21 protein-coding genes are annotated in these 25,126 nt (G+C 68.4%); 15 read left to right on the forward strand and 6 right to left on the reverse strand.

Annotation, left to right across the window (positions count from 1 at the left end):
- Window position 1: 1 nt before the first annotated feature.
- Genes ACQPXB_RS03840 through ACQPXB_RS03880 form a run of 9 tightly spaced genes read left to right on the forward strand, consistent with a single transcriptional unit; the run spans window position 2 to window position 9,648 of the window.
- The gene (locus ACQPXB_RS03840; protein ID WP_360597583.1) at window positions 2-838 is read left to right on the forward strand and encodes an MlaE family ABC transporter permease; all 837 of its coding nucleotides are present in this window, start codon (window positions 2-4) and stop codon (window positions 836-838) included.
- Window positions 835-2,166, forward strand: coding sequence for an MCE family protein (locus tag ACQPXB_RS03845; RefSeq protein ID WP_432849504.1), 1,332 nt, complete (start codon window positions 835-837; stop codon window positions 2,164-2,166). The genes ACQPXB_RS03840 and ACQPXB_RS03845 overlap by 4 nt, the downstream gene beginning before the upstream one ends.
- Window positions 2,163-3,194 carry an MCE family protein gene (locus ACQPXB_RS03850; RefSeq protein ID WP_432849506.1) on the forward strand — a complete coding sequence of 344 codons (1,032 nt, stop codon included), beginning with the start codon at window positions 2,163-2,165 and terminating at the stop codon, window positions 3,192-3,194. Before ACQPXB_RS03845 ends, ACQPXB_RS03850 begins: the two co-directional genes overlap by 4 nt.
- Window positions 3,191-4,177: an MCE family protein gene (locus ACQPXB_RS03855; RefSeq protein WP_432849508.1), complete on the forward strand. Its 987-nt coding sequence runs from the start codon at window positions 3,191-3,193 to the stop codon at window positions 4,175-4,177. Before ACQPXB_RS03850 ends, ACQPXB_RS03855 begins: the two co-directional genes overlap by 4 nt.
- Entirely contained in the window at window positions 4,174-5,352 is a 1,179-nt protein-coding gene (locus ACQPXB_RS03860; RefSeq protein WP_366575829.1) for an MCE family protein, read from the forward strand. The genes ACQPXB_RS03855 and ACQPXB_RS03860 overlap by 4 nt, the downstream gene beginning before the upstream one ends.
- Window positions 5,353-5,354: 2 nt before the next feature.
- Complete coding sequence (locus ACQPXB_RS03865; protein ID WP_366575827.1) at window positions 5,355-6,587, forward strand: MCE family protein; 1,233 nt, start codon at window positions 5,355-5,357, stop codon at window positions 6,585-6,587.
- Window positions 6,587-7,852, forward strand: a complete 1,266-nt coding sequence (locus ACQPXB_RS03870; protein WP_366575825.1) for an MlaD family protein — start codon at window positions 6,587-6,589, stop codon at window positions 7,850-7,852. Before ACQPXB_RS03865 ends, ACQPXB_RS03870 begins: the two co-directional genes overlap by 1 nt.
- 45 nt (window positions 7,853-7,897) lie before the next feature.
- Window positions 7,898-8,530 (forward strand): hypothetical protein, encoded by a 633-nt coding sequence (locus ACQPXB_RS03875; RefSeq protein WP_366575823.1) that lies wholly within the window; start codon window positions 7,898-7,900, stop codon window positions 8,528-8,530.
- Window positions 8,531-8,556: 26 nt separating this feature from the next.
- Window positions 8,557-9,648 carry a hypothetical protein gene (locus tag ACQPXB_RS03880; protein WP_432849511.1) on the forward strand — a complete coding sequence of 364 codons (1,092 nt, stop codon included), beginning with the start codon at window positions 8,557-8,559 and terminating at the stop codon, window positions 9,646-9,648.
- A 73-nt stretch (window positions 9,649-9,721) separates the two neighbouring features.
- On the opposite strand, the gene aroQ is transcribed toward ACQPXB_RS03880, so the two are convergent.
- Window positions 9,722-10,339 (reverse strand): gamma subclass chorismate mutase AroQ, encoded by a 618-nt coding sequence (gene aroQ, locus ACQPXB_RS03885; protein ID WP_432849513.1) that lies wholly within the window; start codon window positions 10,337-10,339, stop codon window positions 9,722-9,724.
- 726 nt (window positions 10,340-11,065) lie between these two features.
- Between aroQ and ACQPXB_RS03890 the strand changes: the two genes are divergently transcribed.
- The 3 genes from ACQPXB_RS03890 (at window position 11,066) to ACQPXB_RS03900 (ending at window position 19,373) form a co-directional block, all read left to right on the forward strand.
- Window positions 11,066-14,569 carry a DNA-directed RNA polymerase subunit beta gene (locus tag ACQPXB_RS03890; protein ID WP_366575817.1) on the forward strand — a complete coding sequence of 1,168 codons (3,504 nt, stop codon included), beginning with the start codon at window positions 11,066-11,068 and terminating at the stop codon, window positions 14,567-14,569.
- 90 nt (window positions 14,570-14,659) lie between these two features.
- A complete protein-coding gene (locus ACQPXB_RS03895) occupies window positions 14,660-18,571 on the forward strand; it encodes a DNA-directed RNA polymerase subunit beta' (RefSeq protein ID WP_432849516.1) in 3,912 nt (1,303 codons plus the stop codon).
- A gap of 163 nt (window positions 18,572-18,734) precedes the next feature.
- On the forward strand, window positions 18,735-19,373 hold the full coding sequence (locus ACQPXB_RS03900; protein ID WP_432849518.1) for a zinc ribbon domain-containing protein: 639 nt from the start codon (window positions 18,735-18,737) through the stop codon (window positions 19,371-19,373).
- On the opposite strand, the gene ACQPXB_RS03905 is transcribed toward ACQPXB_RS03900, so the two are convergent.
- The 5 genes from ACQPXB_RS03905 to ACQPXB_RS03925 form a co-directional block, all read right to left on the reverse strand.
- Window positions 19,374-20,873, reverse strand: a complete 1,500-nt coding sequence (locus ACQPXB_RS03905) for a hypothetical protein (RefSeq protein ID WP_432849520.1) — start codon at window positions 20,871-20,873, stop codon at window positions 19,374-19,376.
- Window positions 20,874-22,031 carry a hypothetical protein gene (locus tag ACQPXB_RS03910; RefSeq protein WP_432849522.1) on the reverse strand — a complete coding sequence of 386 codons (1,158 nt, stop codon included), beginning with the start codon at window positions 22,029-22,031 and terminating at the stop codon, window positions 20,874-20,876.
- Window positions 22,032-22,047: 16 nt separating this feature from the next.
- A complete protein-coding gene (locus ACQPXB_RS03915; RefSeq protein ID WP_366575807.1) occupies window positions 22,048-22,371 on the reverse strand; it encodes a hypothetical protein in 324 nt (107 codons plus the stop codon).
- Window positions 22,371-22,934, reverse strand: coding sequence for a YbaB/EbfC family nucleoid-associated protein (locus ACQPXB_RS03920; RefSeq protein ID WP_432849524.1), 564 nt, complete (start codon window positions 22,932-22,934; stop codon window positions 22,371-22,373). Before ACQPXB_RS03920 ends, ACQPXB_RS03915 begins: the two co-directional genes overlap by 1 nt.
- Window positions 22,935-23,116: 182 nt before the next feature.
- Window positions 23,117-23,605, reverse strand: a complete 489-nt coding sequence (locus tag ACQPXB_RS03925; RefSeq protein ID WP_366575803.1) for a GNAT family N-acetyltransferase — start codon at window positions 23,603-23,605, stop codon at window positions 23,117-23,119.
- Between the two features lie 140 nt (window positions 23,606-23,745).
- Here ACQPXB_RS03925 and ACQPXB_RS03930 point away from each other — a divergent pair, with 140 nt between their 5' ends.
- The 3 genes from ACQPXB_RS03930 (at window position 23,746) to rpsG (ending at window position 25,104) form a co-directional block, all read left to right on the forward strand.
- Window positions 23,746-23,904, forward strand: a complete 159-nt coding sequence (locus ACQPXB_RS03930) for a hypothetical protein (protein ID WP_220246074.1) — start codon at window positions 23,746-23,748, stop codon at window positions 23,902-23,904.
- Window positions 23,905-24,259: 355 nt separating this feature from the next.
- Entirely contained in the window at window positions 24,260-24,634 is a 375-nt protein-coding gene (gene rpsL, locus ACQPXB_RS03935; RefSeq protein WP_003102113.1) for a 30S ribosomal protein S12, read from the forward strand.
- A complete protein-coding gene (rpsG, locus tag ACQPXB_RS03940; RefSeq protein ID WP_007031033.1) occupies window positions 24,634-25,104 on the forward strand; it encodes a 30S ribosomal protein S7 in 471 nt (156 codons plus the stop codon). Before rpsL ends, rpsG begins: the two co-directional genes overlap by 1 nt.
- Window positions 25,105-25,126: the final 22 nt, after the last annotated feature.

Raw genomic sequence — 25,126 nt, forward strand, 5'->3', positions numbered from 1 at the left:
CATGACGTTCATCTCGGGTGCGAAGCGCGTCGCCCACCGTCCGCTGGAGACCCTGGACACCCTGGGCGACCAGATGTCCTTCTACGGCCGCGCGCTGCTGTGGACGCCACGCACGCTGCGCCGCTACATGAAGGAAGTCCTGCGGCTGCTCGCCGAGGTGAGCTTCGGCTCCGGCTCGCTCGCGGTCATCGGCGGCACGGTCGGCGTGATGGTCGGCCTCACGCTCTTCACCGGTGTCCTCGTGGGCCTGCAGGGCTACTCGGCCCTGAACTCCATCGGCACCTCGGCGTTCACCGGCTTCCTCACCGCATTCTTCAACACCCGCGAGATCGCGCCGCTCGTCGCGGGCCTGGCCCTGTCGGCCACGGTCGGCGCCGGCTTCACCGCGCAGCTGGGTGCCATGCGGATCTCCGAGGAGATCGACGCGCTGGAAGTCATGGGCGTGCCGAGCCTGCCGTACCTGGTGACCACGCGGATCATCGCCGGGTTCGTGGCCGTGATCCCGCTCTACATCATCGGCCTGCTGAGCTCCTACCTCGCGTCGCGGCTGGTGGTCATCTACATCTACGGCCAGTCAGCGGGTACCTACGACCACTACTTCGACCTTTTCCTACCACCGCAAGACGTTCTGTACTCGTTCATCAAGGTGCTGATCTTCAGCGTCTTGATCATTCTTTCGCACTGCTACTTCGGCTACCGCGCCTCCGGTGGGCCGGCCGGCGTCGGCGTGGCCGTGGGCCGCGCGGTGCGCCTTTCCATCGTCACGGTTTCGATCGTGAACTTCTTCATCGGTTTCGCCATCTGGGGGACCGACGTCACGGTGAGGATTGCGGGATGATCACACTGCGGCGCAGGCTTCTGGGCCTGCTGCTCGTGGCGCTGCTCGTGGGAGGTGTGGCCCTGAGCATCGCCTTGTACAACAAGGCGTTCACCAAGTTCGTGACGGTGAAGCTCGAGGCCGACAGCATCGGCAACCAGCTGCTGGAGCAGTCGGACGTGAAGGTGCGCGGCCTGATCGTGGGGTCGGTCAAGACCATCGCGGCCACCACCGACGGGGCCGAGCTCACGCTCGACCTGCAGCCGGACTACGTGAAGCTGATCCCGGAGAACGTCTCGGCGCGCTTTCTGCCCAAGACGCTCTTCGGCGAGCGCTACGTCTCGCTCGAGATCCCGAAGAACCCGTCCGCCAAGACGCTCACCGACGGCGACGTGATCCCGCAGGACCGCACGTCGGGCGCGATCGAGCTGGAGCAGGCGCTGCAGCACCTGCTCCCGGTGCTGCAGGCGGTGCAGCCGCAGAAGCTCTCCAGCACGCTCACCGCGATCTCCACCGCGCTGCAGGGCCGCGGCAAGCCGCTCGGCGAGACGCTCTCGCAGCTGGGCCACTACATCGGCAAGCTCAACCCGCACGAGCCGCAGCTGCAGCACAACCTCAAGGCCCTCGCGGACTTCTCCGACAACCTGAGCGCGTCGGCGCCGGATCTGGTGCAGAGCCTCGACAACCTGAGCACGACCACCCGCACCGTGGTGGACGAGCAGCAGAACCTGGCCAGCCTCTACGGCAACCTGACCACGGCTTCGCAGAACCTGCAGTCGTTCCTGGAAGCCAACTCCCAGAACATCATCAGCCTCGCCGACACCGCACGGCCCACAGCTGAGCTGCTGGCCAAGTACGCGCCGGAGTACCCGTGCGTGATCGGGCAGATGGCGAAGCTCGTGCCGGTCGTCGACAAGGCCCTCGGCAAGGGCACCAAACAGCCCGGCCTGCACGCGACGATCGAGGTGGTCGTGAACCGCGGTCCCTACAAGGCGGGTCAGGACGAGCCGCGGTTCGAGGACAAGCGCGGCCCGCGCTGCTACGACCTGAAGAACCTGCCGAACCCGTTCCCGCAGGAGCCGCCGGACGGCGCGTTCAAGGACGGCACCAGCCACACGAACGCGCCGAACTCCCACAGCACCGGCCTCAACCCGGGCAACCTCCTCGCCGACGCTGCGGGCCTCGGCGGCGGCACGGGTGGTGGCGACCCGGCGTACTCCGGCGCGGAGAACGACTTCCTCGGCCAGCTCGTGGGGCCGGAAGTCGGGATGTCCCAAGGTGACTTCCCGGGCTGGGGCTCGCTGCTCGTCGGCCCGCTCTACCGGGGTGCGGAGGTGACGGTGAAGTGAGGGGACTGGCCGCACCGCTGATCAAGCTGTCGATCTTCGTGGTGATCACCGTGCTGTTCACCGCAGTGCTCGGCATCAGCATCGCGAACATCAACACCACCAGCACCTTGGACTATTCGGCGCGCTTCACCGACGCGACGCTGCTGCTCAACGGCGACGACGTCCGCATCGCCGGCGTCCGCGTGGGCACGGTGAAGGACGTGAAGATCGTCGACAAGCGCCAGGCGCAGGTCGACTTCACCGTCGACGCAGGGCGGCAGCTGCCGGCCGGTGTCACCGCGCAGATCAAGTTCCGCAACCTCGTCGGCCAGCGATACCTCTCGCTCGGCGAGGGCAGCGACACCTCCGGCAAGACGCTGGCGCCGGGCGGCACCATCCCGCTCGAACGCACCACCCCCGCCCTGGACCTCACCGAGCTGTTCAACGGGTTCAAGCCGCTGTTCACCGCGCTGAACCCCGACGACGTCAACAAGCTCTCCTACGAGGTCATCCAGGTCCTGCAGGGCGAGGGCGGCACCGTCGAAAGCCTGCTGTCGCACACCGCGTCGCTGGCCACCACGATCGCCGACAAGGACAAGGTGATCGGCGAGGTCATCGACAACCTGAACTCGGTGCTCGACACGGTCAACGCGCACACGCCGCAGCTGAGCAACCTGATCGTGAAGCTGCAGCAGCTGGTGTCCGGCCTGGCCGCCGACCGCAAGCCCATCGGCGACGCGATCGACAGCCTCGGCACCCTGGCCCAGACCACCGCCGGCCTGCTCGGCGACGCGCGCCAGCCGTTGAAGGACGACATCGGCGCGCTCGGCGACCTCGCGGGCAAGCTCAACAAGAACGAGCCCACGCTGGAGCACTTCATCCAGTTCCTGCCGACGAAGGTGAGCGCGCTGACCCGCACCGCCGACTACGGCTCCTGGTTCAACTTCTACGCCTGCGAGGTCAAGGGCAGCGTCGCCCTGCCGCCGCTGGTCAACCAGCCGATCGACGTGCCGCTGCTGCCGTCCAACCGGGAGAGGTGCAGCGGATGAAGTCCTTCCAGAAGCGCAACCCCGTCCCGATCGCGCTGGTCGGGCTCGCGGTCCTCGTGCTCGGCTTCATCGCCGCGCTCAACTCCGACGACCTGCCGGTGATCGGCGGCGGCACGACCTACAGCGCCGAGTTCTCCGAGGCCGCGGGGCTCACGACCGACAACGACGTGCGCATCGCCGGTGTGAAGGTCGGCAAGGTCTCCGAGATCAAGCTCGACGGCGCCAGCGTCAAGGTGTCGTTCAAGGTCAAGGACGCCTGGCTCGGCGACAAGACCTCGGCCGCGATCAAGATCAAGACGCTCCTGGGTCAGAAGTACCTTTCGCTGGACCCGCAGGGCACCGGCACGCTCAACCCGGGCCAGCCGATCCCGCGCGACCGCACGATGTCGCCCTACGACGTGCTCGACGCGTTCCGCGGCCTGTCCCAGACCGTTGACGACATCAACACCGACCAGCTCGCGAAGAGCTTCGACACCATCACGCAGACGTTCGCCAACACGCCCGAGGACGTGAAGGGCGCGCTCTCGGGCCTGTCGAAACTGTCGGACACCATCGCCTCGCGCGACGCGCAGCTGTCGAACCTGCTGGCCAACACCCGCGAGGTGTCGCAGACGCTGGTCGACCGCGACGCCGAGGTGCAGAAGCTGATCACCGACGGCAACCAGCTGCTCGACGAGATCTCCAGGCGCGAGCAGGCCATCACCGCGCTGCTCCAGGGCTCCCAGGAGCTCGCCACGCAGCTGCAGGGCCTCGTCGACGACAACGACAAGCAGCTCGACCCCGTGCTCACGCAGCTGGATCAGCTCACGTCGATGCTGCAGCGCAACCAGGACTCGCTCGCGCAGGGCATCGCCAAGTTCGCCCCGTTCGTGCGCGTGTTCACGAACACCATCGGCACCGGGCACTGGTTCGACAACTACATCTGCGGCCTGGTGGCGCCGTCGGTCGGCCCGCTCAACCAAGAGGGGTGCTACACGAAATGAGTGACACCCGGTTCGGCCAGTCGCTCCTGCGCGGCGCGTCCATCGCCGTCGTGCTGGCCCTCGTGGTCGCGGGCGGCATCTGGTGGACGCTCAAGGACGCGGGGCGCAACCACCTCACCGCGTACTTCTCCGGCGCCGTCGGCCTCTACGAGGGCAACAGCGTGCGGATGCTCGGCGTCGACCTCGGCACGGTCACCAAGGTCCAGCCGATGGGCAACCAGGTGCGCGTGGACTTCGAGTACGACCGCTCGGTGCCCGTGCCCGCCGACGCGAAGGCACTGATCGTCGCGCCGTCGCTGGTCAGCGACCGCTACATCCAGCTCGCGCCCGCGTACACCGGCGGCCCGAAGATCTCCGACGGCGCCGTGATCCCGCTCAACCGCACCGAGGTGCCGCTCGAGGTCGACCAGCTCGCCGCGAGCCTCGCGAAGGTGAGCGAGACCCTCGGCCCCAACGGCGCCAACAAGAACGGTTCGCTCTCGGACCTGCTCAACACCGTCGCGAAGAACGTGGACGGCAACGGCCAGGCCCTGCACGACACGATCGCCAAGCTCGGCCAGGCGTCCGGCACGCTCGCCGGCAACAAGGACGACCTGTTCCAGACCGTGCAGAACCTCGGCCAGTTCTCGCAGACGCTGGTCAACAGCGACAGCCAGGTGCGCCAGTTCGAGAGCCAGCTCGCCGACGTGAGCGGGTACCTGGCGGGGGAGAAGGACGACCTCGCCGCCACCGTGCAGCAGCTGAGCACCACGCTGCAGTCGGTGCAGGGCTTCATCGAGCAGAACCGCGGCCGGCTCAAGTCCAATGTGGACAAGCTGGCCAGTGTCACCAAGGTGCTCGTGGACCAGCGCAGCGCGCTGTCGGAGATCCTCGACGTGGCGCCGGTGGCGCTGTCGAACCTCGTCAACGTCTACAACGGCTCCTCCGGCACGCTCGACGCGCGGCCGAACCTCAACGAGCTCACGCAGCCGCCACTGGTGATGGTGTGCAACCTGCTCAAGCAGACGCCCGACGCGCTCAAGCTGCTCGGCAACACGTGCAGCTCGATCGCCGGCGTGGTCGACGGCCTCGTGCCGCTGCCGTCCACCGCGCAGGTGGTGCAGTCACTGCAGAACGGCAAGCTTCCGCCACTGCCGCTCCCGCTCGCGGGCCAGGTCTACGGGACAGGGAGCTGAGCATGAAGCGCCTCCAGAGGTTCGCCGCCGCCGGCGTGGTCACCACGGTGTCCGCGCTGGTGCTGTCGGGCTGCGGGTTCACCGGCATCTACGACGTGCCGCTGCCCGGCGGTGCCGACCTCGGCAGCCACCCGTACAAGGTGAAAGTGCAGTTCCAGGACGTGCTCGACCTCGTGCCGCAGGCCGGCGTGAAGGTCAACGAGGTGCCGGTCGGCCAGGTCGAGTCCGTCGGCCTCACCCCCGACGGCTGGCACGCCGAGGTCACCGTGGAGATCAACGGCGACGTGAAGCTGCCGGCCAACGCGCTGGCCAACGTGAAGCAGTCGAGCCTGCTCGGCGAGAAGTACGTGGAGCTCTCCTCACCCGGCGACGGCCAGGCGCAGGGCACGCTCGCGAACAACGCCACGATCCCGCTCGCGCGCACCGGCCGCGACGTCGAGGTCGAAGAGGTCCTCGGCGCGCTGTCGCTGCTGCTCAACGGTGGCGGGGTCGACCAGCTCAACACCATCACCAAGGAGCTCAACAACGCGACGGCGGGCAAGGAGCCCGACATCAAGGCGCTGCTGGACAACGCCAACGAGCTCGTGACGAACCTCGACGAGCAGTCGCGCAACATCACCCGCGCGCTCGACGGGCTCGACCGGCTGTCGATGACGCTCAAGGACCAGAAGGACAAGCTGGTGGGCGCCGTCGACAACCTCGGGCCTGGCATCGGCGTGCTGGAGCAGCAGCGCGGCCAGCTCGTGACCATGCTCAACGCGCTGAACAACCTCTCCGGCGTCGCGACCGACACCGTGAACAAGAGCAAGGCGGACCTCGTGGCCGACCTCAAGGCCCTCACGCCGACGCTGCAGAAGCTCGGCGAGGCCGGCAACGACCTGCCGCAGGCGCTGCAGATCCTGCTGACCTTCCCGTTCACCGACCAGGCCTACGACGACGTGAAGGGCGACTACTTCAACCTCTTCGCGAAGGTCGACCTGAACCTCAAGGACATCATCGACAACCTGGGCCGCAGCCGGGACAACCCGCTGTCGAACCTGCTGCCGGTGCCGGGCCTGACCGGCGGGGTGAGCGGCACGCCCGCCGACCAGCCGCCGCCGCTGTCGTTCCCCGACCAGTCCGGTTCGGGCTCCGGTTCGAAGCAGCCGAACTCGACCGGCGGCCAGGGTGGCGGGCAGCCGTCGCAGGGCGGGCTGTCCGGGCTCTTCGGGATCCTCTCGGGAGGTGCGGGCTGATGTTGCTGCGCAAGACGAAGATCCAGCTCGTGGCCTTCGCGATCATCTCGATCGTGGCGCTCGTCTACGCCCTGGTCCGCTTCGCCGGCCTCGGCTCGGTGTTCGGCGACAGCGGTTACACGGTGAAGCTGCAGCTCAACGAGTCGGGCGGCATCTTCACCAACGCCGAGGTGACCTACCGCGGCTTCAACATCGGGCGCGTCGGCCAGCTGCGGCTCACGCAGACCGGCCTGGAGGCCGACCTCAACATCGACCCGTCGGCGCCGCAGGTGCCCGCGGACCTCGACGCCGTGGTCGCCAACCGCTCGGCCGTGGGTGAGCAGTACGTGGACCTGCGGCCGAAGAACGACAAGGGCCCATACCTCGCGGGGGGCTCGGTGATCCCGGCGTCGAAGACGACGGTGCCGGTCAGCACCGACCGGCTGCTGTCGGACCTCGACTCGCTGGCGGCCTCCGTGCCCACCGACTCGCTGCGCACCGTCGTGGACGAGTCCTACGACGCGTTCCGCGGCACTGGCGGCGACCTGCAGCAATTGCTCGACACCGCGCAGAGCTTCACGGCCACGGCCCAGCAGTACCTGCCGCAGACGGTGCAGCTGCTCGACGCCGGCGGCCAGGCGCTGGACACGCAGAACCACGAAGCGTCGAACTTCGCGGACTTCTCCAAGAACCTCAACGAGCTCACGGGCACGCTGAAGAACTCCGACGGTGACCTGCGCAAGCTCATCGGCGTCACACCGCAGGTCGCGGCCCAGATCAACCAGGTCGTCAACGAGACCGGGCCGGGCCTGGGCGCGCTGACGGCGAACCTGCTGACCACGGCCAACGTCACCGTGACGCGGCTGGACGGCATCGAACAGGGGCTGGTGACCTACCCGGCGCTGGCCGGCGCGGCGTCCAGCGTGGCGCCGGGCGACGGCACCGCCCACCTCGGGCTCGTCCTCAACCTGTTCAACCCGCCGGCCTGCACGAAGGGCTACCTGCCCTACAGCCAGTACCGCACGGGCGCCGACACGTCACCGCGGCCGGCCGACGACAACGTGTACTGTGCCGAGCCCAAGGGCAGCCCGATCAACGTCCGCGGCTCGCAGAACGCGCCGTACGGCGGGGCCCCGGTCGCGCCGTCGCAGGCGGACGTGGACGCCAACGCGGGCCGTCCGGCCCAGGAGCTGCAGGACATGCGCGACGCCGCCGTGCCGGGCGTAGCCGGAAGCCCGGGTGTCTCGTTGAACAGCCTGGGAGCGCTGCTCGGCCTCGCCGGCTGAGCGTCCTGACCGGTATTTGACGACCGTTACCTACCCTGGAGTGATATGAGTTCCGAACAGGCCGCCGCCGAGGAAGGGGTGACCTCGTCGCCGCCGGAAGCCTCGGCTTCCGCTTCGGAGACCACGTCGCACGCGGCCGCCTCGCCGGCCAAGCGGTCCCTGCCGGGCTCGCCGCGCGTGTGGCTCTTCGGCGCCGGGGCCTTCGCGCTCGCCGCCTTCGTGGTCGCCGTGGTCTTCGGGATCATGTGGTGGGTCGCGGGCACGGGCGAGAACGCCGACCTCGCGAAGTCCCGCGACGACGTCGTGAAGGCGGGCGCCGCGGCGGTAGAGGCCTACACCACCGTGGACTACACCAACCTCAACGAGTACTTCGACCACCAGAAGGCCGTGTCGGACACCAACATGGCCCAGCAGATCGACGCGGGCCGGGCGACGTACTCGAAGGCGCTGACCGACTCGAAGGTGAAAGTCACCGCGACGGTGCAGGACATCGCCGTCGAGGAGCTCGACGACCACGAGGGCAAGGCGAGCTTCCTGGCCGCGATCACCACGACGAACAGCGCGGGCGGCCAGACCAGTTCGAAGGCGCTGCGCTTGGAGGCCTCGATGACCCGCGTCGGGAGCGAGTGGAAGCTGTCCGGCATCGACAGCGTCCCCCTCGTCGCCTCCGGACAGTAGTTTCACCGCAGAACGGAGTTCTCCCAGTGCCCCCCTCCCGCCGCCAGCCGCCCCGCAGCAGCACCCCGCCGGCCCGCCGGCCGAGGGTCGCCGGGCTGCGCAAGCCGTCGAGCGCGGACGGCGCACCCGCGTCCACCGACGAGCGGCCGACTCCCCCCGCGACCCCGGCCCCGGCCAAGCCGCGCCCGCGTCCGGTGCCGCGGCCCGGCCCGCTGACCAGCGCGGACCCGTCCGAGGTCACGCAGGAGATCCGGTTCCCGAAGAGCGCGGGGATCTCGCGGTCCCGCGGGCCGGCGACCGAGGACACCTCGGCCCCGGTCGAGGACGAGGCGGAGGTCGACGCCCTCACCGGCGAGGCCGTGGAAACCGAAGCTCCCGAGAAGACGGAAGCTCCCGGGAAGCCAGAAGGGCCGGCCCACGCCGCTCCCCGCCGGAAGCGCCGCGACGCGGGCCGCGCGAAGCCCGTGGACCGTGACGAGGCCGAGCAGGAGGCCGCCGGCGCTCCGGCCACGCCGCCGCCGTGGGCGAAGCTGCAGCCGCGCGAGGACCGCTCGGTCGCTTTGGTCGTGGTGCTGCTCGTGGTGGGCCTGGTGTTCGCCGGGGGCGCGGTGTTCTTCAAGCTGAAGTTCGACGACGTCTCCGACTCCACGAGCAACGCCGCCCTGCTCGACGTCGCGAAGACCGCGCAGGTCAAGGACCAGGTCTCGAAGGCGACCGAGACCCTGTTCTCCTACGACTTCAACAACATCAAGAAGACCGAGGACGCGGCCAACAGCCTGCTGGCCAACGACGACGTCAAGGCCAAGTACAACTCGCTCATGGGCGAGGTGAAGCGCCTCGCACCGCAGCAGAAGATGGTGGTGACCTGCAAGGTCACGCGCAGCGCGGTGATCATGCTCAACGGGGACCTCGCCCGCGTGATGGTGTTCGTCGACCAGACCTCCACGCGCACCGACACCAAGCAGACCACCGCCGGCTCGGCCCAGCTGCACGTCGACGCCCAGCTGCAGGGCGACACGTGGAAGATCACCGACCTCGACACGTACAAGGCCCCGGCGCCGCCCGCGGCCAAGGCGCCCGCTTCCTCGGCGCCGGCCTCGCCGCCGCCGTCGAAGTAAGGACCGCAGAAGGCCCGGTGCCCGCTTGAGCGGGTGCCGGGCCTTCTTGCTTTCCGCCGGTGTCCGGAGAGCCTCAGCAGAGCGACTGCAGGGCCGTGCGCAGTGCCGTGCGGTGCAGCGCGTCGAGGTGGTCGACGACATCGGCCGAGATCTGCGCCTCGAGCACGTCCACGCGGCGCGGGGAGCCGGGCTCGCGGACGTCGTTCGTGGCCACCAGCTCGGTCAGCAGCGACGTCGTCAGCTCGTCCAGCTCGGCGCGGATCTCCGTGAGGTCCGGGCGCGTGGTGGGTGCCTGCTCGGGGTGCGCGGTCCAGCGGTCGAACAGCCCGCGCTGCACGACCTTGCTGGCGGTGATCTGGTCGGAGAAGAACGCGGCCGTGCGCTCGGGGTCCAGCCCCAGCGCGAACGCCCGGGTGCGCACCGCGGCGAGCTCCTGCTCCTCGCGCGCCGGGTCGTCGATGGGCTTGCCGGTGCCGAACTTCGACGCCGCCACACGATCGCTCACCCGCAGGCGCTCGACCACGAGGTCCGTGAGCGGCCCGAGCCGGCCGAACGCGTGGCCCGTGCTGTCCTTGGTGTCTGTGGCGGTGTTTTCGGATGCGGCCATGGCCTGAGTGCCTCCGACGGTGAGTGCGGCCAGGGTGACGGCGAGAATCACGGTGGAGCGGCGAGCGGTCTCGTTCCCGAGCATGAGCACTCCGTCGTGGGCCGGCGACCAGGATCGGATCCGATTTTAGCGGTGGGGAATTCACGAAACCCGGACAATCTCGCCGGGTGGACGCGCAATCGTGCCGATGCCGGATTTGTCTGCCCGGACGTACCGCCGCACCCGGCTCCCGGGTCACGAACCAGCCCCTCGATCCGCCGCGAGCAGCGCGCCGACAAACCCTCAGCCGCCCGCCACACCACGCCCGTGGGCCGACTGGACCACTCACCCCGCGACCCCTGTTCGTGACGCAGAACACCGTTTGAATCCCGCCCCGACCGACCCCGCGACCGCGATTCCGCAGGTACCGGCGGGTAACCGGGATGATCATCCCGGTTGTCACCCTCCGCATGCCCCGGTCGACGCTGCGCCAACCGGTCGGACCCCCGAGTGGCATCTTGACTCGAAGGCGTCGTGGGTTCAGGCTTACTGCCAACGGTCACGGCCGGGAGCGCGAACCTTGCGGGAGGGACGCAGAACCCGGGCGGGTCGGAGGCATTGCTACAACGCCGCGAGGCAGGCTGGGCCCCATCGGGAGCGCCCCCTGGACAGACCGCGTCGTTCAAGCTAGACTGCCTCTTTGCGCTGCCCTCTTTCAGGCTGCCCGGAGCCGGTAGTTAGAGTAGTGGGCACACGGCACCCCTGACAGTCGCGACGGCACCTGTTGCCATAACGGCTGCTCACCGCTCATTGTCCCCGGAAGGACGCATCTTGGCAGTCTCTCCCGCGAACCAGGCCACTGCTGCGACCACCTCGGCTGTATCCCGCTCGGAGTCCACGGGTATCCCCGGCGCGCCCAAGCGGGTCTCCTTCGCAAAGATTCGCGAGCCCCTTAACACCCCCAACCTGCTGGACGTGCAGCTCCAGTCGTTCCAGTGGTTCACCGGCGACGAGGCGTGGTTCGAGCGCCGCGTCAACGAAGGTGACGAGAACCCGGTCGGCGGCCTGGAGGAGGTCCTCAACGAGATCTCCCCGATCGAGGACTTCTCCGGTTCCATGTCGCTGTCCTTCTCCGCCCCGCGCTTCGACGAGGTCAAGGCCTCGATCGAGGAGTGCAAGGACAAGGACATGACCTACGCGGCCCCGCTGTTCGTCACGGCGGAGTTCGTCAACAACAACACCGGTGAGATCAAGAGCCAGACGGTCTTCCTCGGCGACTTCCCGGTGATGACGGACAAGGGCACCTTCATCATCAACGGCACGGAGCGGGTCGTCGTGTCCCAGCTCGTGCGTTCTCCGGGCGTGTACTTCGACAGCAGTGTCGACAAGACGACCGACAAGGACGTCTTCAGCGTGCGCGTCATCCCGAGCCGCGGTGCGTGGCTCGAGTTCGACGTCGACAAGCGCGACACCGTCGGCGTGCGCATCGACCGCAAGCGCCGCCAGCCGGTCACCGTGCTGCTGAAGGCGCTGGGCTGGACCACCGAGGCGATCCGCGAGCGCTTCTCCTTCTCGGAGACGCTGCTGGCGACCCTCGAGAAGGACCACACCGCCGGCACCGACGAGGCGCTGCTCGACATCTACCGCAAGCTCCGTCCGGGCGAGCCGCCCACGAAGGAGAGCGCGCAGACGCTGCTGGAGAACCTGTTCTTCAAGCCGAAGCGCTACGACCTGGCCAAGGTCGGCCGCTACAAGGTCAACAAGAAGCTCGGTCTCGACACCCCGTACGACACCGGCACGCTGACCGAAGAGGACATCGTCTCGGCCATCGAGTACCTGGTCCGGCTCCACGCCGGCGAGGACAAGATGACGAGCGTGTCGAACGTCGAGGTGCCGGTCGAGACCGACGACATCGACCACTTCGGCAACCGCCGCCTGCGCACGGTGGGTGAGCTGATCCAGAACCAGATCCGGGTCGGTCTCTCCCGCACCGAGCGCGTCGTGCGCGAGCGCATGACCACGCAGGACGTCGAGGCGATCACGCCGCAGACCCTGATCAACATCCGCCCGATCGGCGCGGCGATCAAGGAGTTCTTCGGCACCTCGCAGCTGTCGCAGTTCATGGACCAGAACAACCCGCTGTCGGGCCTGACCCACAAGCGCCGCCTCTCGGCGCTGGGCCCCGGTGGTCTGTCCCGTGAGCGCGCCGGCATGGAGGTCCGCGACGTCCACCCGTCGCACTACGGCCGCATGTGCCCGATCGAGACGCCGGAAGGCCCGAACATCGGCCTGATCGGTTCGCTCTGCTCCTACGCGCGGGTCAACCCGTTCGGCTTCATCGAGACCCCGTACCGCAAGGTCGTCGAGGGCCAGGTCACCGACCAGGTCGACTACCTCACGGCCGACGAGGAAGACCGCTTCGTCAAGGCGCAGGCCAACGCGCCGATCACCGACGACGGCCACTTCGTCGAGAACAAGGTCCTGGGTCGCCGCAAGGGTGGCGAGGTCGAGCTGATCGACCCGCTCGAGATCGACTACATGGACGTGTCGCCGCGGCAGATGGTCTCCGTCGCCACCGCGATGATCCCGTTCCTGGAGCACGACGACGCGAACCGCGCGCTGATGGGCGCGAACATGCAGCGCCAGGCCGTGCCGCTGCTGCGCAACCAGGCCCCGTACGTGGGCACGGGTGTGGAGCTGCGCGCCGCGGTCGACGCCGGTGACGTCCTCGTGGCCGAGCAGGCCGGCGTGGTCGAGGAGCTGTCCGCGGACATCATCACGATCATGCACGACGACGGCACGCGGAAGAGCTACGGACTGTACAAGTTCCGCCGCTCCAACCACGGCACGTGCTTCAACCACCGCCCGATCGTCGACGAGGGTGACCGCGTCGAGAAGGGCCAGGTCATCGCTGACGGCCCGTCCACCGAGAACGGTGAGATGGCGCTGGGCAAGAACCTGCTCGTGGCGGTCATGCCGTGGGAGGGCCACAACTACGAGGACGCGATCATCCTCTCCGAGCGCCTGGTGCAGGACGACGTGCTCACGTCGATCCACATCGAGGAGCACGAGATCGACGCCCGCGACACCAAGCTGGGCGCCGAGGAGATCACCCGGGACATCCCGAACGTCTCCGAGGAGGTGCTCGCCGACCTCGACGAGCGCGGCATCATCCGCATCGGTGCCGAGGTCCGCGACGGCGACATCCTGGTCGGCAAGGTCACGCCGAAGGGCGAGACCGAGCTGACGCCGGAAGAGCGCCTGCTCCGCGCGATCTTCGGTGAGAAGGCCCGCGAAGTCCGCGACACCTCGCTGAAGGTGCCGCACGGCGAGACCGGCAAGGTCATCGGCATCCGCGTGTTCTCGCGCGAGGACGACGACGAGCTGCCCCCGGGCGTCAACGAGCTGGTCCGCGTCTACGTGGCCCAGAAGCGCAAGATCCAGCCGGGCGACAAGCTCGCCGGCCGCCACGGCAACAAGGGCGTCATCGGCAAGATCCTGCCGGCCGAGGACATGCCGTTCATGGAGGACGGCACCCCGGTCGACATCATCCTGAACACGCACGGTGTGCCGCGACGGATGAACATCGGCCAGATCCTCGAGCTGCACCTGGGCTGGCTGGCGTCGCAGGGCTGGACGATCGAAGGCAACCCGGACTGGGCGAAGAACCTGTCCGAGGAGCTCTACGACGTCGCGCCGAACACGAACACCGCCACCCCGGTGTTCGACGGCGCCAAGGAGGAGGAGCTCACCGGGCTGCTGGGCTCGACCAAGCCGAACCGCGACGGCGAGCGCATGGTCAAGGAGAACGGCAAGGCCACGCTGTTCGACGGTCGCTCCGGCGAGCCGTACCCGTACCCGGTGTCGGTCGGCTACATGTACATCCTGAAGCTGCACCACCTGGTCGACGACAAGATCCACGCCCGCTCCACCGGCCCGTACTCGATGATCACGCAGCAGCCGCTGGGTGGTAAGGCGCAGTTCGGTGGCCAGCGCTTCGGTGAGATGGAGTGCTGGGCGATGCAGGCGTACGGCGCTGCCTACACGCTGCAGGAGCTGCTCACGATCAAGTCGGACGACGTGGTCGGCCGCGTGAAGGTGTACGAGGCCATCGTCAAGGGGGAGAACATCCCCGAGCCGGGCATCCCGGAGTCGTTCAAGGTGCTCCTGAAGGAGCTCCAGTCGCTGTGCCTCAACGTCGAGGTGCTCTCCAGCGACGGTGCGGCCATCGAGATGCGCGACTCCGACGACGAGGACCTCGAGCGCGCCGCGGCCAACCTCGGCATCAACCTGTCCCGCAACGAGTCGCCCAGCGTCGACGACGTCGTTCACTGATCGTGTGCTGAGCCGGGGGCCGGCCTCCCGCAGGCCCCCGGCTCGCCACCAAGACTCCTCTAGCCGATACAACCCCAAGGGGACTTAGACGTGCTGGACGTCAATTTCTTCGATGAGCTCCGCATTGGTCTCGCCACTGCTGACGACATCCGTCAGTGGTCCTACGGCGAGGTCAAGAAGCCGGAGACCATCAACTACCGGACGCTCAAGCCCGAGAAGGACGGCCTCTTCTGCGAGAAGATCTTCGGCCCGACCCGGGACTGGGAGTGCTACTGCGGCAAGTACAAGCGCGTTCGCTTCAAGGGCATCATCTGTGAGCGCTGCGGCGTCGAGGTGACTCGCGCCAAGGTGCGTCGTGAGCGGATGGGCCACATCGAGCTGGCCGCGCCGGTCACCCACATCTGGTACTTCAAGGGTGTTCCTTCCCGCCTGGGCTACCTGCTGGACCTGGCGCCGAAGGACCTCGAGAAGATCATCTACTTCGCTGCTTACGTCATCACGGGCGTGAACACGGAGCTGCGCCACAACGACCTGCCGACCCTCGAGAACGAGATCGGCGTCGAGCGCAAGAACCTCGAGACCAAGCGTGACGCGGACATCGAGGCTCGCGCGCAGAAGCTGGAAGCCGACCTGGCCGAGCTGGAGGCGGAGGGCGCCAAGTCCGACGTGCGCCGCAAGGTCAAGGAGGGCGGCGAGCGCGAGATGCGTCAGCTGCGCGACCGCGCCGGCCGCGAGCTCGACCGCCTCGAGGAGGTCTGGACGACCTTCACGAAGCTCGACACCCGCCAGCTGATCGCCGACGAGCTGCTCTACCGCGAGCTGGTCGACCGCTACGGCGAGTACTTCACCGGCGGCATGGGCGCGGAGGCCATCCAGAAGCTGGCCACCGAGTTCGACGTCGCCGCGGAGGCCGACAGCCTGCGCGACACCATCCGCAACGGCAAGGGCCAGAAGAAGCTGCGCGCGCTCAAGCGCCTCAAGGTCGTGGCCGCCTTCCAGGCGACCGGCAACGACCCGCGTGGCATGGTGCTCGACGCCGTGCCGGTCATCCCGCCGGACCTGCGCCCGATGGTGCAGCTCGACGGTGGCCGCTTCGCCACGTCGGACCTGAACGACCTGTACCGCCGCGTGATCAACCGCAACAACCGCCTCAAGCGGCTGATCGACCTCGGCGCGCCCGAGATCATCGTCAACAACGAGAAGCGGATGCTGCAGGAGGCCGTCGACGCGCTGTTCGACAACGGCCGCCGCGGTCGTCCCGTCACCGGCCCGGGCAACCGGCCGCTGAAGTCGCTGTCCGACCTGCTCAAGGGCAAGCAGGGCCGGTTCCGCCAGAACCTGCTCGGCAAGCGCGTGGACTACTCGGGCCGTTCGGTCATCATCGTCGGTCCGCAGCTGAAGCTGCACCAGTGCGGTCTGCCGAAGGACATGGCGCTCGAGCTGTTCAAGCCGTTCGTCATGAAGCGACTGGTCGACCTGAACCACGCTCAGAACATCAAGTCCGCCAAGCGGATGGTGGAGCGTTCGCGCCCGCAGGTGTGGGACGTGCTCGAAGAGGTCATCACCGGCCACCCGGTGATGCTGAACCGCGCGCCGACCCTGCACCGCCTCGGCATCCAGGCCTTCGAGCCGCAGCTGGTGGAAGGCAAGGCCATCCAGCTGCACCCGCTGGTCTGCGAGGCGTTCAACGCGGACTTCGACGGTGACCAGATGGCGGTGCACCTGCCGCTGTCGGCCGAGGCGCAGGCCGAGGCCCGGATCCTGATGCTGTCGGCGAACAACATCCTGTCGCCGGCGTCGGGCCGTCCGCTCGCCATGCCGCGTCTGGACATGGTCACGGGCCTGTTCCACCTGACCCGCCTCAACGAGAAGGCCGAGGGTGCGGGCAACGCCTACTCCTCGCCGGCCGAGGCGATCATGGCGTTCGACCGCAAGGCGCTGAGCCTGCACGCTCCCATCAAGATCCGCGTCACGGACCGCCAGCCGGCCAAGGCCGACGAAGCGCGGCTCGCGGAGAACGGCTGGGAGGCGGGCAAGATGTGGCTGGCCGAGACGACCCTGGGCCGCGTGCTGTTCAACGACCTGCTCCCGGCGGACTACCCGTTCGTGAACGAGCCGATGCCGAAGAAGCGTCAGGCCGCGATCGTGAACGACCTCGCCGAGCGCTACTCGATGACGCAGGTGGCGCAGACGCTGGACAAGCTCAAGGACGCCGGCTTCTACTGGGCGACTCGCTCCGGTGTCACCGTCGCGATCTCGGACGTGCTGACCCCGGTCGGCAAGAAGGCCATTCTCGACGAGTACGAGGGCAAGGCCGACCAGGTCGAGAAGCGGTACCAGCGTGGTCAGCTGTCCCACACCGAGCGCAACAACGAGCTCGTCAAGGTGTGGACGCAGGCCACCGAAGAGGTCCACAAGATCATGGAGACGGCGCTGCCGGACGACAACCCGATCGCCATGATCGTGAAGTCGGGTGCGGCGGGCAACATGACGCAGGTCCGGTCGCTGGCCGGTATGCGTGGCCTGGTGTCGAACCCGAAGGGTGAGTACATCCCGCGTCCGATCAAGGCCAACTTCCGTGAAGGCCTGTCGGTGGCGGAGTACTTCATCGCGACGCACGGTGCCCGGAAGGGTCTGGCGGACACGGCTCTCCGTACCGCCGACTCGGGTTACCTGACCCGTCGTCTGGTGGACGTCTCGCAGGACGTCATCGTCCGCGAGATCGACTGCGGCACCACGCGCGGTATCTCCATGGTCGTCGGCGAGGACGTCGGCGACGGCAAGGTGATTCGCGACCAGCACGTGGAGACCAGCGTGTACGCGCGGAACCTCGCGACGGACGCGGTGGACGCCAAGGGCAACGTCGTGCTCAACGCGGGCGACGATGTGGGCGACCCGGCCATCGAGAAGCTGCTCTCCAGCGGCATCTCGAAGGTCAAGGTCCGCTCGGTCCTGACGTGTGAGTCGGCGGTCGGTGTGTGCGCGACCTGCTACGGCCGCTCGATGGCGACGGGCCAGCTCGTCGACGTCGGCGAGGCCGTCGGCATCGTCGCCGCCCAGTCGATTGGTGAGCCGGGTACGCAGCTGACGATGCGTACGTTCCACCAGGGTGGTGTCGCCGGTGACGACATCACGACCGGTCTGCCCCGTGTCACGGAGCTCTTCGAGGCTCGCGTGCCGAAGGGCAAGGCGCCGATCGCGGACGTCGACGGCCGCGTGCGGATCGAGGAGAGCGAGCGGTTCTGGAAGATCACCCTGATCCCGGACGACGGGTCGGAGGAGATCGTCTTCGACAAGCTGTCCAAGCGGCAGCGGCTCGCCAACACCCCGAACGGCCCGCTGGGCGACGGTGACCACGTCAACGTCGGGCAGCAGCTGCTCGAGGGCACGCCCGACCCGCACGAGGTGCTCCGCGTGATGGGCCCGCGTGAGGCGCAGATGCACCTCACGGACGAGGTCCAGAAGGTGTACCGCGCGCAGGGTGTGTCGATCCACGACAAGCACATCGAGGTCATCGTGCGGCAGATGCTGCGCCGCGTGACGATCATCGACTCCGGTGCCACGGACTTCCTGCCGGGCGAGCTGCCCGAGCGGACGAAGTTCGAGGCGACGAACCGCGCCGCGGTCGCCGAGGGTGGCGAGCCGGCTTCGGGTCGCCCGGTGCTGATGGGCATCACGAAGGCGTCGCTGACCACGGACTCGTGGCTGTCGGCGGCCTCGTTCCAGGAGACCACGCGAGTCCTGACCGACGCGGCCATCAACGGCCGTTCGGACAAGCTCGTGGGCCTCAAGGAGAACGTGATCATCGGTAAGCTGATCCCGGCCGGTACCGGAATCAACAAGTACCGGAACATCCAGGTCCAGCCGACCGAGGAGGCCCGGGTCGCGGCTTACGCGATCCCGTCCTACGACGACGGTTACTACACCCCGGACGTGTTCGGTTCGGGCACCGGTGCCGCTGTTCCGCTGGACGACTACGACTTCGGTCGCGACTTCCGCTGATCGGTTCGTAGCCTGTAGCCGAGAAGGCCCCCGTTCCCGGGTTTCCGGGGCGGGGGCCTTCTTCATGCGGCGGCGTTAGCTGAGATGAATGCGTTCGGTAGTCGCGTTGTTGTCGGCACTTCTACGGTCCCCGCGCCGCGGGAGCGCGCCTACCTTGGCAGCCGTGGCTGACGTCGTGCCGTTCACGGACAACTTCTCGGACATCTCCAACACCCAGGGCTACCAGTTCGAGTTCCGCTGTGAACGCTGCGGAAACGGCTACCGGTCGGCCTTCCAGCGCGACGCGGTCGAGACGGGCCGCGGCGTGCTGCGCGCGGTCGGCTCGTTCTTCGGCGGCAAGCTGCAGGACCTGAGCTACTCGGCCGACCAGTGGCGCTACGACCGCGCCACGAACTCCGCCGCGAAGGACCGCGCGCTCGCGGCCGCGGTGAAGGAGATCTCGCCGAGCTTCCGCCAGTGTCGTGGCTGCAGCGACTGGATGTGCGCGGACCAGTGCTGGAACACCGAGATCGGGCAGTGCCTGCGGTGCTCGCCGAGCGTCGCGGAGGAGATCTCACGCGCCCAGGCTTCCGCGCAGCGCGACCAGATCTGGGACCGCGCCCGCGACCGAGACTGGACCCGCGACCTCGACCTGGACACCCGCGCCCACCTGACCTGCCCCAGCTGCGGCGTCAAAGCCGAGGGCGGCAAGTTCTGCGCCGCCTGCGGCTCGTCCCTGGCCCCCACCGTCCACTGCACCGAGTGCGGCAAGCCCGCCACCGCCGGCGCCGTCTTCTGCGGTGACTGCGGCACCCGCTTGTAGCTAGGCGCTCGTCGTTTCCTGGGCCTTGCGTTGCTTCCTGACGCGCCGGGGCGGCCTAGGCCGGTAAGTGGCCTTCGCGAGCAGCGCGCCCGCGAGAAGCGGCAGGAGAGCGACGAGCAGCACGTAGATCGCCGCGAGGCTGCTCTCCAGGACCGGGTGCCACCAGATCGGGCCGATCTCCACGTCGAGGACCTCGCCCTTGGCGGGCAACGTGTCGATCCATTGGGACGACACGTCGTGGGTCGTGCCGTCGAGCACGTACCTGCCGCGGACCCAGTCGCTGCTGCCGGTGCAGCCGCCGCGGCCGCGGGAGCAGTCGCCGGCGAAGCCTTCGTGCGCTTCGAGGACGGTCAGCTGGGTCTGGGGCGACACGTTGACCAGCGCGGCCAGGGAGTTCAGGACCGGCAGCAGCCCGAGCAACACCAGGGCCAGCGCGATGACCGTGCGCGTGGTCAGTGACACCGACGTGACCGGCTGCCGGTCCGCCGCCTCGCGGAAGCGGTTGACCGGTGTCCGCAGGAACCCGCCGCGACCGCCGTTCCAGGAGATGTAGCTCGTGTCGGACTCGGCGGCCACCGCGGCGAACGCCTTGTCCCCGCCCCACACCTCCCATACCGGCGCGGGCACGACCGCGGCCAGCATGGCGAGCCGACGGGAGTTGCCGAACATGCGGTCCTCGGTCAGCGCGCCCGATTCGGTGGTCCACATCGCGTCGCCGTGGAGGGCGACCGAGCGCACTCGGAACCACAGGTCGTTCATGATGAAGGCGCGCACGTCGTCGGTCAGCACCGCCGCGGCGAACTCGGGGTCCGAGGTGGTCACCGTGAACCGCCGGTCGAACTCGGCGTCGACCTCGTAGGTGTCCAGCGTGAGGTCGGGCTTCAGCCAGCCGACGTAGTTCCGGGTGATCCGGGCGTCTTCCAGCGGCGTGGGGTACTCCGGCTCGAACGCTCCGGTCCGCGGTGAGATCACCAACGCCGGCACGACCGGGATCCGCAGCTGAACGGAAGAGTTGATCGAGTCGATCTGCTCCGCGACCTTGGCGGTCGCGGCGCCCGGCTCGTTCGGGTGGGGCGGCGCGGTCGAGTACTCGGTACCCAGCACGCGGTGGCCCTGCTGGTCGAACTCGACCGCCGTACGCACGGAACCGGGGTCCGGGTGGTCGAGCGCGACCCCGCGGCCGAGGTGGGGGAGCACGCCGAAAGTCTGCTGCCTGGTCGCGCCCGCGATCCGCGCGATCCACGTGCGCTGCCGCCAGCCCCGCCACGCCACCAGCGCGGCGAACGCCACCGGGAACGCGATCCAGATCAGCTGGGGGACGAAGCTGCCGGTGCCTGCGGAAAGCCAGTACAGCGCCGTTGCAGAGAAGGTCACACCGCACAGGGCGTAGCACGCGGTCGCGGCCAAGCCGCTGCGCCCGTCAAGCCGGCCGGCGAGCCACAGCAGCGCGAACCCCAGTACGAAACCGCCGACGACGAACCACGGTTCGAACAGGTCCATCTACTGGTCCATGTCCAGGTTCTCGCGGGTGTCCTCTTCGGAGTGGTAGCTGGCTGCGTCGCTGCCGCCGCGGGACTCCAGGATGTCGCGAGTGTTGTCGATCGCCTTGTTGGCGAAGTCGAAGCCGGCCTTGCCGTTGTAGGCCGAGCCCTTGTCGAGGTCGCCGAGCTTCACGCCGGTCACCCCCTTGAGGGCCTCTTCGCCGCCGGCCTTGACCGACTCCTTGAGGGCCTCGACCGTCGCCGCGCCGCGGGAATTCGTCGCCGAGGCGAGCGCGCCCGTGGCGGCCTTCTCCATGCCCGGCGTCATGCCGCCGGCGCCCGACGGGGAGAGCTTGCTGCCCTGCTTGAGCAGGTTCTCGCTCCACTTCCCGAGGAACGCCATGAACTTCTCGAGCAGCTCGCCGAGCTTGCCCATCTTCGCGGTGATCCGGCTGAAGAAGGCGGCGGCCTTGCCGATCGACGCCGTCATCGCGGCGGCGACCGACGAGCCGAAGCTCACGATCGAGGCGGCGAGCGCGGGCAGCCAGATGTAGATCAGCCAGCTGACCAGCTCGCTGATGATCGCCTTCACGACCTCTTCGATGACGGTCATGACCATCGACCACATCTGAAGCGTCTCGCCGACCCCGCCAGTGGTCGAGCCGATGCCCTTGATGCCCTCGGAGAACTCGTCCAGCGAACTGCGGGCCGCGTTGCCACCGTCACCGACCCAGGTCCGGAGCTCCTCCTTGCCCTTCTTGGCGAAGTCGTCGCCGAGCTTGACGAAGCCCACGCCGATCTCGCTGAAGTTGCCGGCCGCCTCCTTGAGCGCGGGGCCGTCGCCCGTCACGAAGTGCAGCGCGTCCTGCAACGGCGAGATCAGCTCCAGGAGCATGTTCAGCCCGTTGCTGACCAGCCAGCCGACGGGGTCGAGCGCGAAGCTCGCCACGTCCACCGCGGCTCCAGCGACGAAGCCGGCGCCGTCCTGGAGCATCTGCCCGGTGGCCGCCGCGAACTCGCCGGCGTCGTCGGCTTCGCTGAAGCCCTTGATGCCTCGTTCGACGCCCTCGACCCCTTTGCCGATGATCGGCGCTTTCTTGGCGGCTTCGTTGGCGTCGTGGACGAACCCCTCGCCCTCGTGCTCGAGCTTGACGCCGTCGGCGATGCTGTCGGCCATTTCGGTCTCCCCCTGCTCAGAGCGGTCCGTCGATGTTCGCCTTGAACTTGCCGAAGGTCATGACGGTGTCCTTCTCGTGGCCGTCGTAGATCTCCGCGGCCTGGTTCATCTTCCCGCCCAGCGTGTCGACGCCGGTCTTCATGAGTTCGAGCATCTGCCGCAGGTCGTCGAGCTTGCTCGTGTACGTCTGCTTCACCGCCAGCCCGATCAGGCCCCACGACTTGTCCGTGACGTCGGCCTGGTTGACGAGGTTGCCGAACTTGGTCGTCTCGTCCTTGTAGTGCGGCAGCGTGCTCGACGCGTAGGTCTTCAGGATCTGCGGATCCACATCGTGTGCCATCAGTCCTCCTCGTGGTCCCACAGGCGGCGGACGCCGTCGTCGGCCGGTTTGGCCGGGGGCGGTGGCGGGGGAGCGACCGGGGGCTCGTCGCGGCGCAGGATGTCGCCGTGTTCGAGGTCGTCGTCCGAGAGGCGGCGGGGGGCCCGCTCTGCCTCCGAGGCTTTGGACTTCAGCTCTTCGGCTGTGGTTCCCATCGCTTCGGCCTGGGCCTCGAGGACCTGGTCGGACACGTCGACGCCGAAGGCGGCGCCCACGTGCGCGTCGACGATGCCGGCCTGCTTCAGCGCGGCGTCGGCGACGGCGCGGTGCAGCGTCGACAGGATGGCCGAGGCCAGTTGCTGCGGCTGCTGGCGAAGGGCGTCGGCGGTCAGGCGGATGTCCTTCACCGAGCCGCCGGCGCCCGCGACGACCGTGATGGCGCGGTCGGGCGACATCGCGGTGGCCTCGAGTGCCGTCACCTCGTCCTGCATGTCGCCGACCTTGGCGAAGTTCGCCTCGGCCTGTTTGATCCTGCTCTGGAACTTCTCGAACTCGGCGACGAGACGATCCATCTCAGCCGACACGGCGGCCCCCTCACGTGCACGACGGGTGTGCGGACGTGCGGATTATGCCGCTTCTGTCGCGTTCGCGCTGCGAAGTCGTGAATCTTTTCCCAGAAGAGGCGACGGCGCCGCCGCAGTACACGAACGCTGCTCGAAGTCCTTTGTGGAGCAGGTAAATCCGGTGTGGACAGTGGGAAACCGTTTCACCTGAGCGTTTTAGCGAACCAGTGCTCCGCGTACTTGTCGTCGTTGAACGGCTCGACTTCCGCGTATCCGGTCCGTGCGTACAGGGCCCGGGCCTCGACGAGGTCGTGGCGGGTGTCGAGCCGCAGCGTCTCGGCGCCCAGCGCCCGCGCCGCCTCCTCGGCCGCCGCGACGAGGCGCGCGCCGCCGCCCTGGCCGCGGTGGGCCGGGCGCACGTACACCTTGGTGAGCTCGTTCAGCCCGGGCCGCACCACCCGCGTGCCGGCGCAGCCGGCCACGGTGCCGTCCGGCAGGCGGGCGACGAGGAACGCGCCGGTCGGGGGCGCCAGGTCGTCGCTCGGTGCCTCGGCCAGAGCCTGGTCGACCTCGGCGTCGGTGGCCGGGCGGCCCCAGTAGCGGCTCGCGACGTCGGTGAGGTACTCGCGCAGGATCGCGCGCGCGTCGAGATGGTCGACGGGGATTGGCGTGATGGCCCAGTTCGTCGTCACGAAATCATCGTGACCGGTCCGTCCACTGGTTAACGGCCAAGTCGATCACCTGAGGAAAGCGACGTTCGATCCCCATGTGTCACCGTTCGTGGAAATGGGTAGCGTGCGAGCCGCAGGGAAACCGACTTGAGGAGTGCGTCATGGACGGCAACGGCACCGCCGACCGGCCTGAAGAGGGGCAGAAGGACACCAAGGGGAGCCACGCCGCGCCTGAGGGGGCCGGCGTCCACCCGCTGATCGACCTGTCGCGCGACCCCCACCCGGGGCGGCCCGACCACGCGAAGCCGGACGAGGAATAGCGGCGACGTCCGTCACGTTCCGAATAACGGGACCTCCGCGTCGCTCTGGCCGCAGAGCCCTCATCTGGGGTTACGATGGGCGGTCACCGTCACTTCGGACCCCCCGCCCGGACCTCCCGTCAGGTGGCCGGGTATCTTTGGAGACCGTGCCCGGCAGGCGTCGGGCCGCTCCGCGTGCCGTACGGCATGAGCGGGGTGCTCGCGCACCCGGTTCACCGGCCTCTCCACGTGGGGTTGCGACGGAAAATCCCTCCGGGAAGTTACCGGTCGAGAGACCGTGACGCGGGCCGACACGCCCGACCGCGGGGGCCGGTGAAGACACGAAGAAGCAAGATCACGACAGGAAGCTGGTCCATTGCCCACGATCCAGCAGCTGGTCCGCAAGGGCCGCCAGGACAAGGCTGCCAAGCAGAAGACCGCGGCCCTCAAGGGGAGCCCGCAGCGTCGTGGCGTGTGCACCCGCGTGTACACCACGACCCCGAAGAAGCCGAACTCGGCGCTGCGCAAGGTTGCGCGTGTGAAGCTGACGAGCGGCATCGAGGTCACGGCGTACATCCCCGGTGAAGGCCACAACCTGCAGGAGCACTCGATGGTGCTCGTGCGCGGCGGCCGGGTGAAGGACCTGCCTGGTGTTCGCTACAAGATCATCCGCGGTTCGCTCGACACCCAGGGTGTGAAGAACCGCAAGCAGGCGCGCAGCCGCTACGGCGCGAAGAAGGAGAAGAGCTAATGCCCCGCAAGGGTCCGGCCCCGAAGCGGCCTCTGATCTCCGACCCGGTCTACGCCTCCCCGCTGGTCACCCAGCTGGTGAACAAGGTGCTGAAGGACGGGAAGCGGTCGCTGGCCGAGCGCATCGTGTACGGCGCACTGGAAGGCGCTCGCGAGAAGACCGGCACCGACCCGGTCGTCACGCTGAAGCGCGCGCTCGACAACGTGAAGCCCACCATCGAGGTGAAGAGCCGCCGCGTCGGTGGCGCCACCTACCAGGTGCCGATCGAGGTCAAGCCCGGCCGCTCCACCACGCTGGCCCTGCGCTGGCTGGTCTCCTTCTCGCAGGCTCGCCGCGAGAAGACCATGATCGAGCGGCTGCAGAACGAGCTGCTCGACGCGAGCAACGGTCTTGGCGCCAGCGTCAAGCGCCGTGAAGACACGCACAAGATGGCCGAGTCCAACAAGGCCTTCGCGCACTACCGCTGGTGATGACCGCCCGGCTGCCGATCCA

Origin of the sequence: Amycolatopsis sp. CA-161197 (assembly GCF_050942255.1) — a bacterium.
In the GTDB taxonomy this organism is placed as follows: domain Bacteria; phylum Actinomycetota; class Actinomycetes; order Mycobacteriales; family Pseudonocardiaceae; genus Amycolatopsis.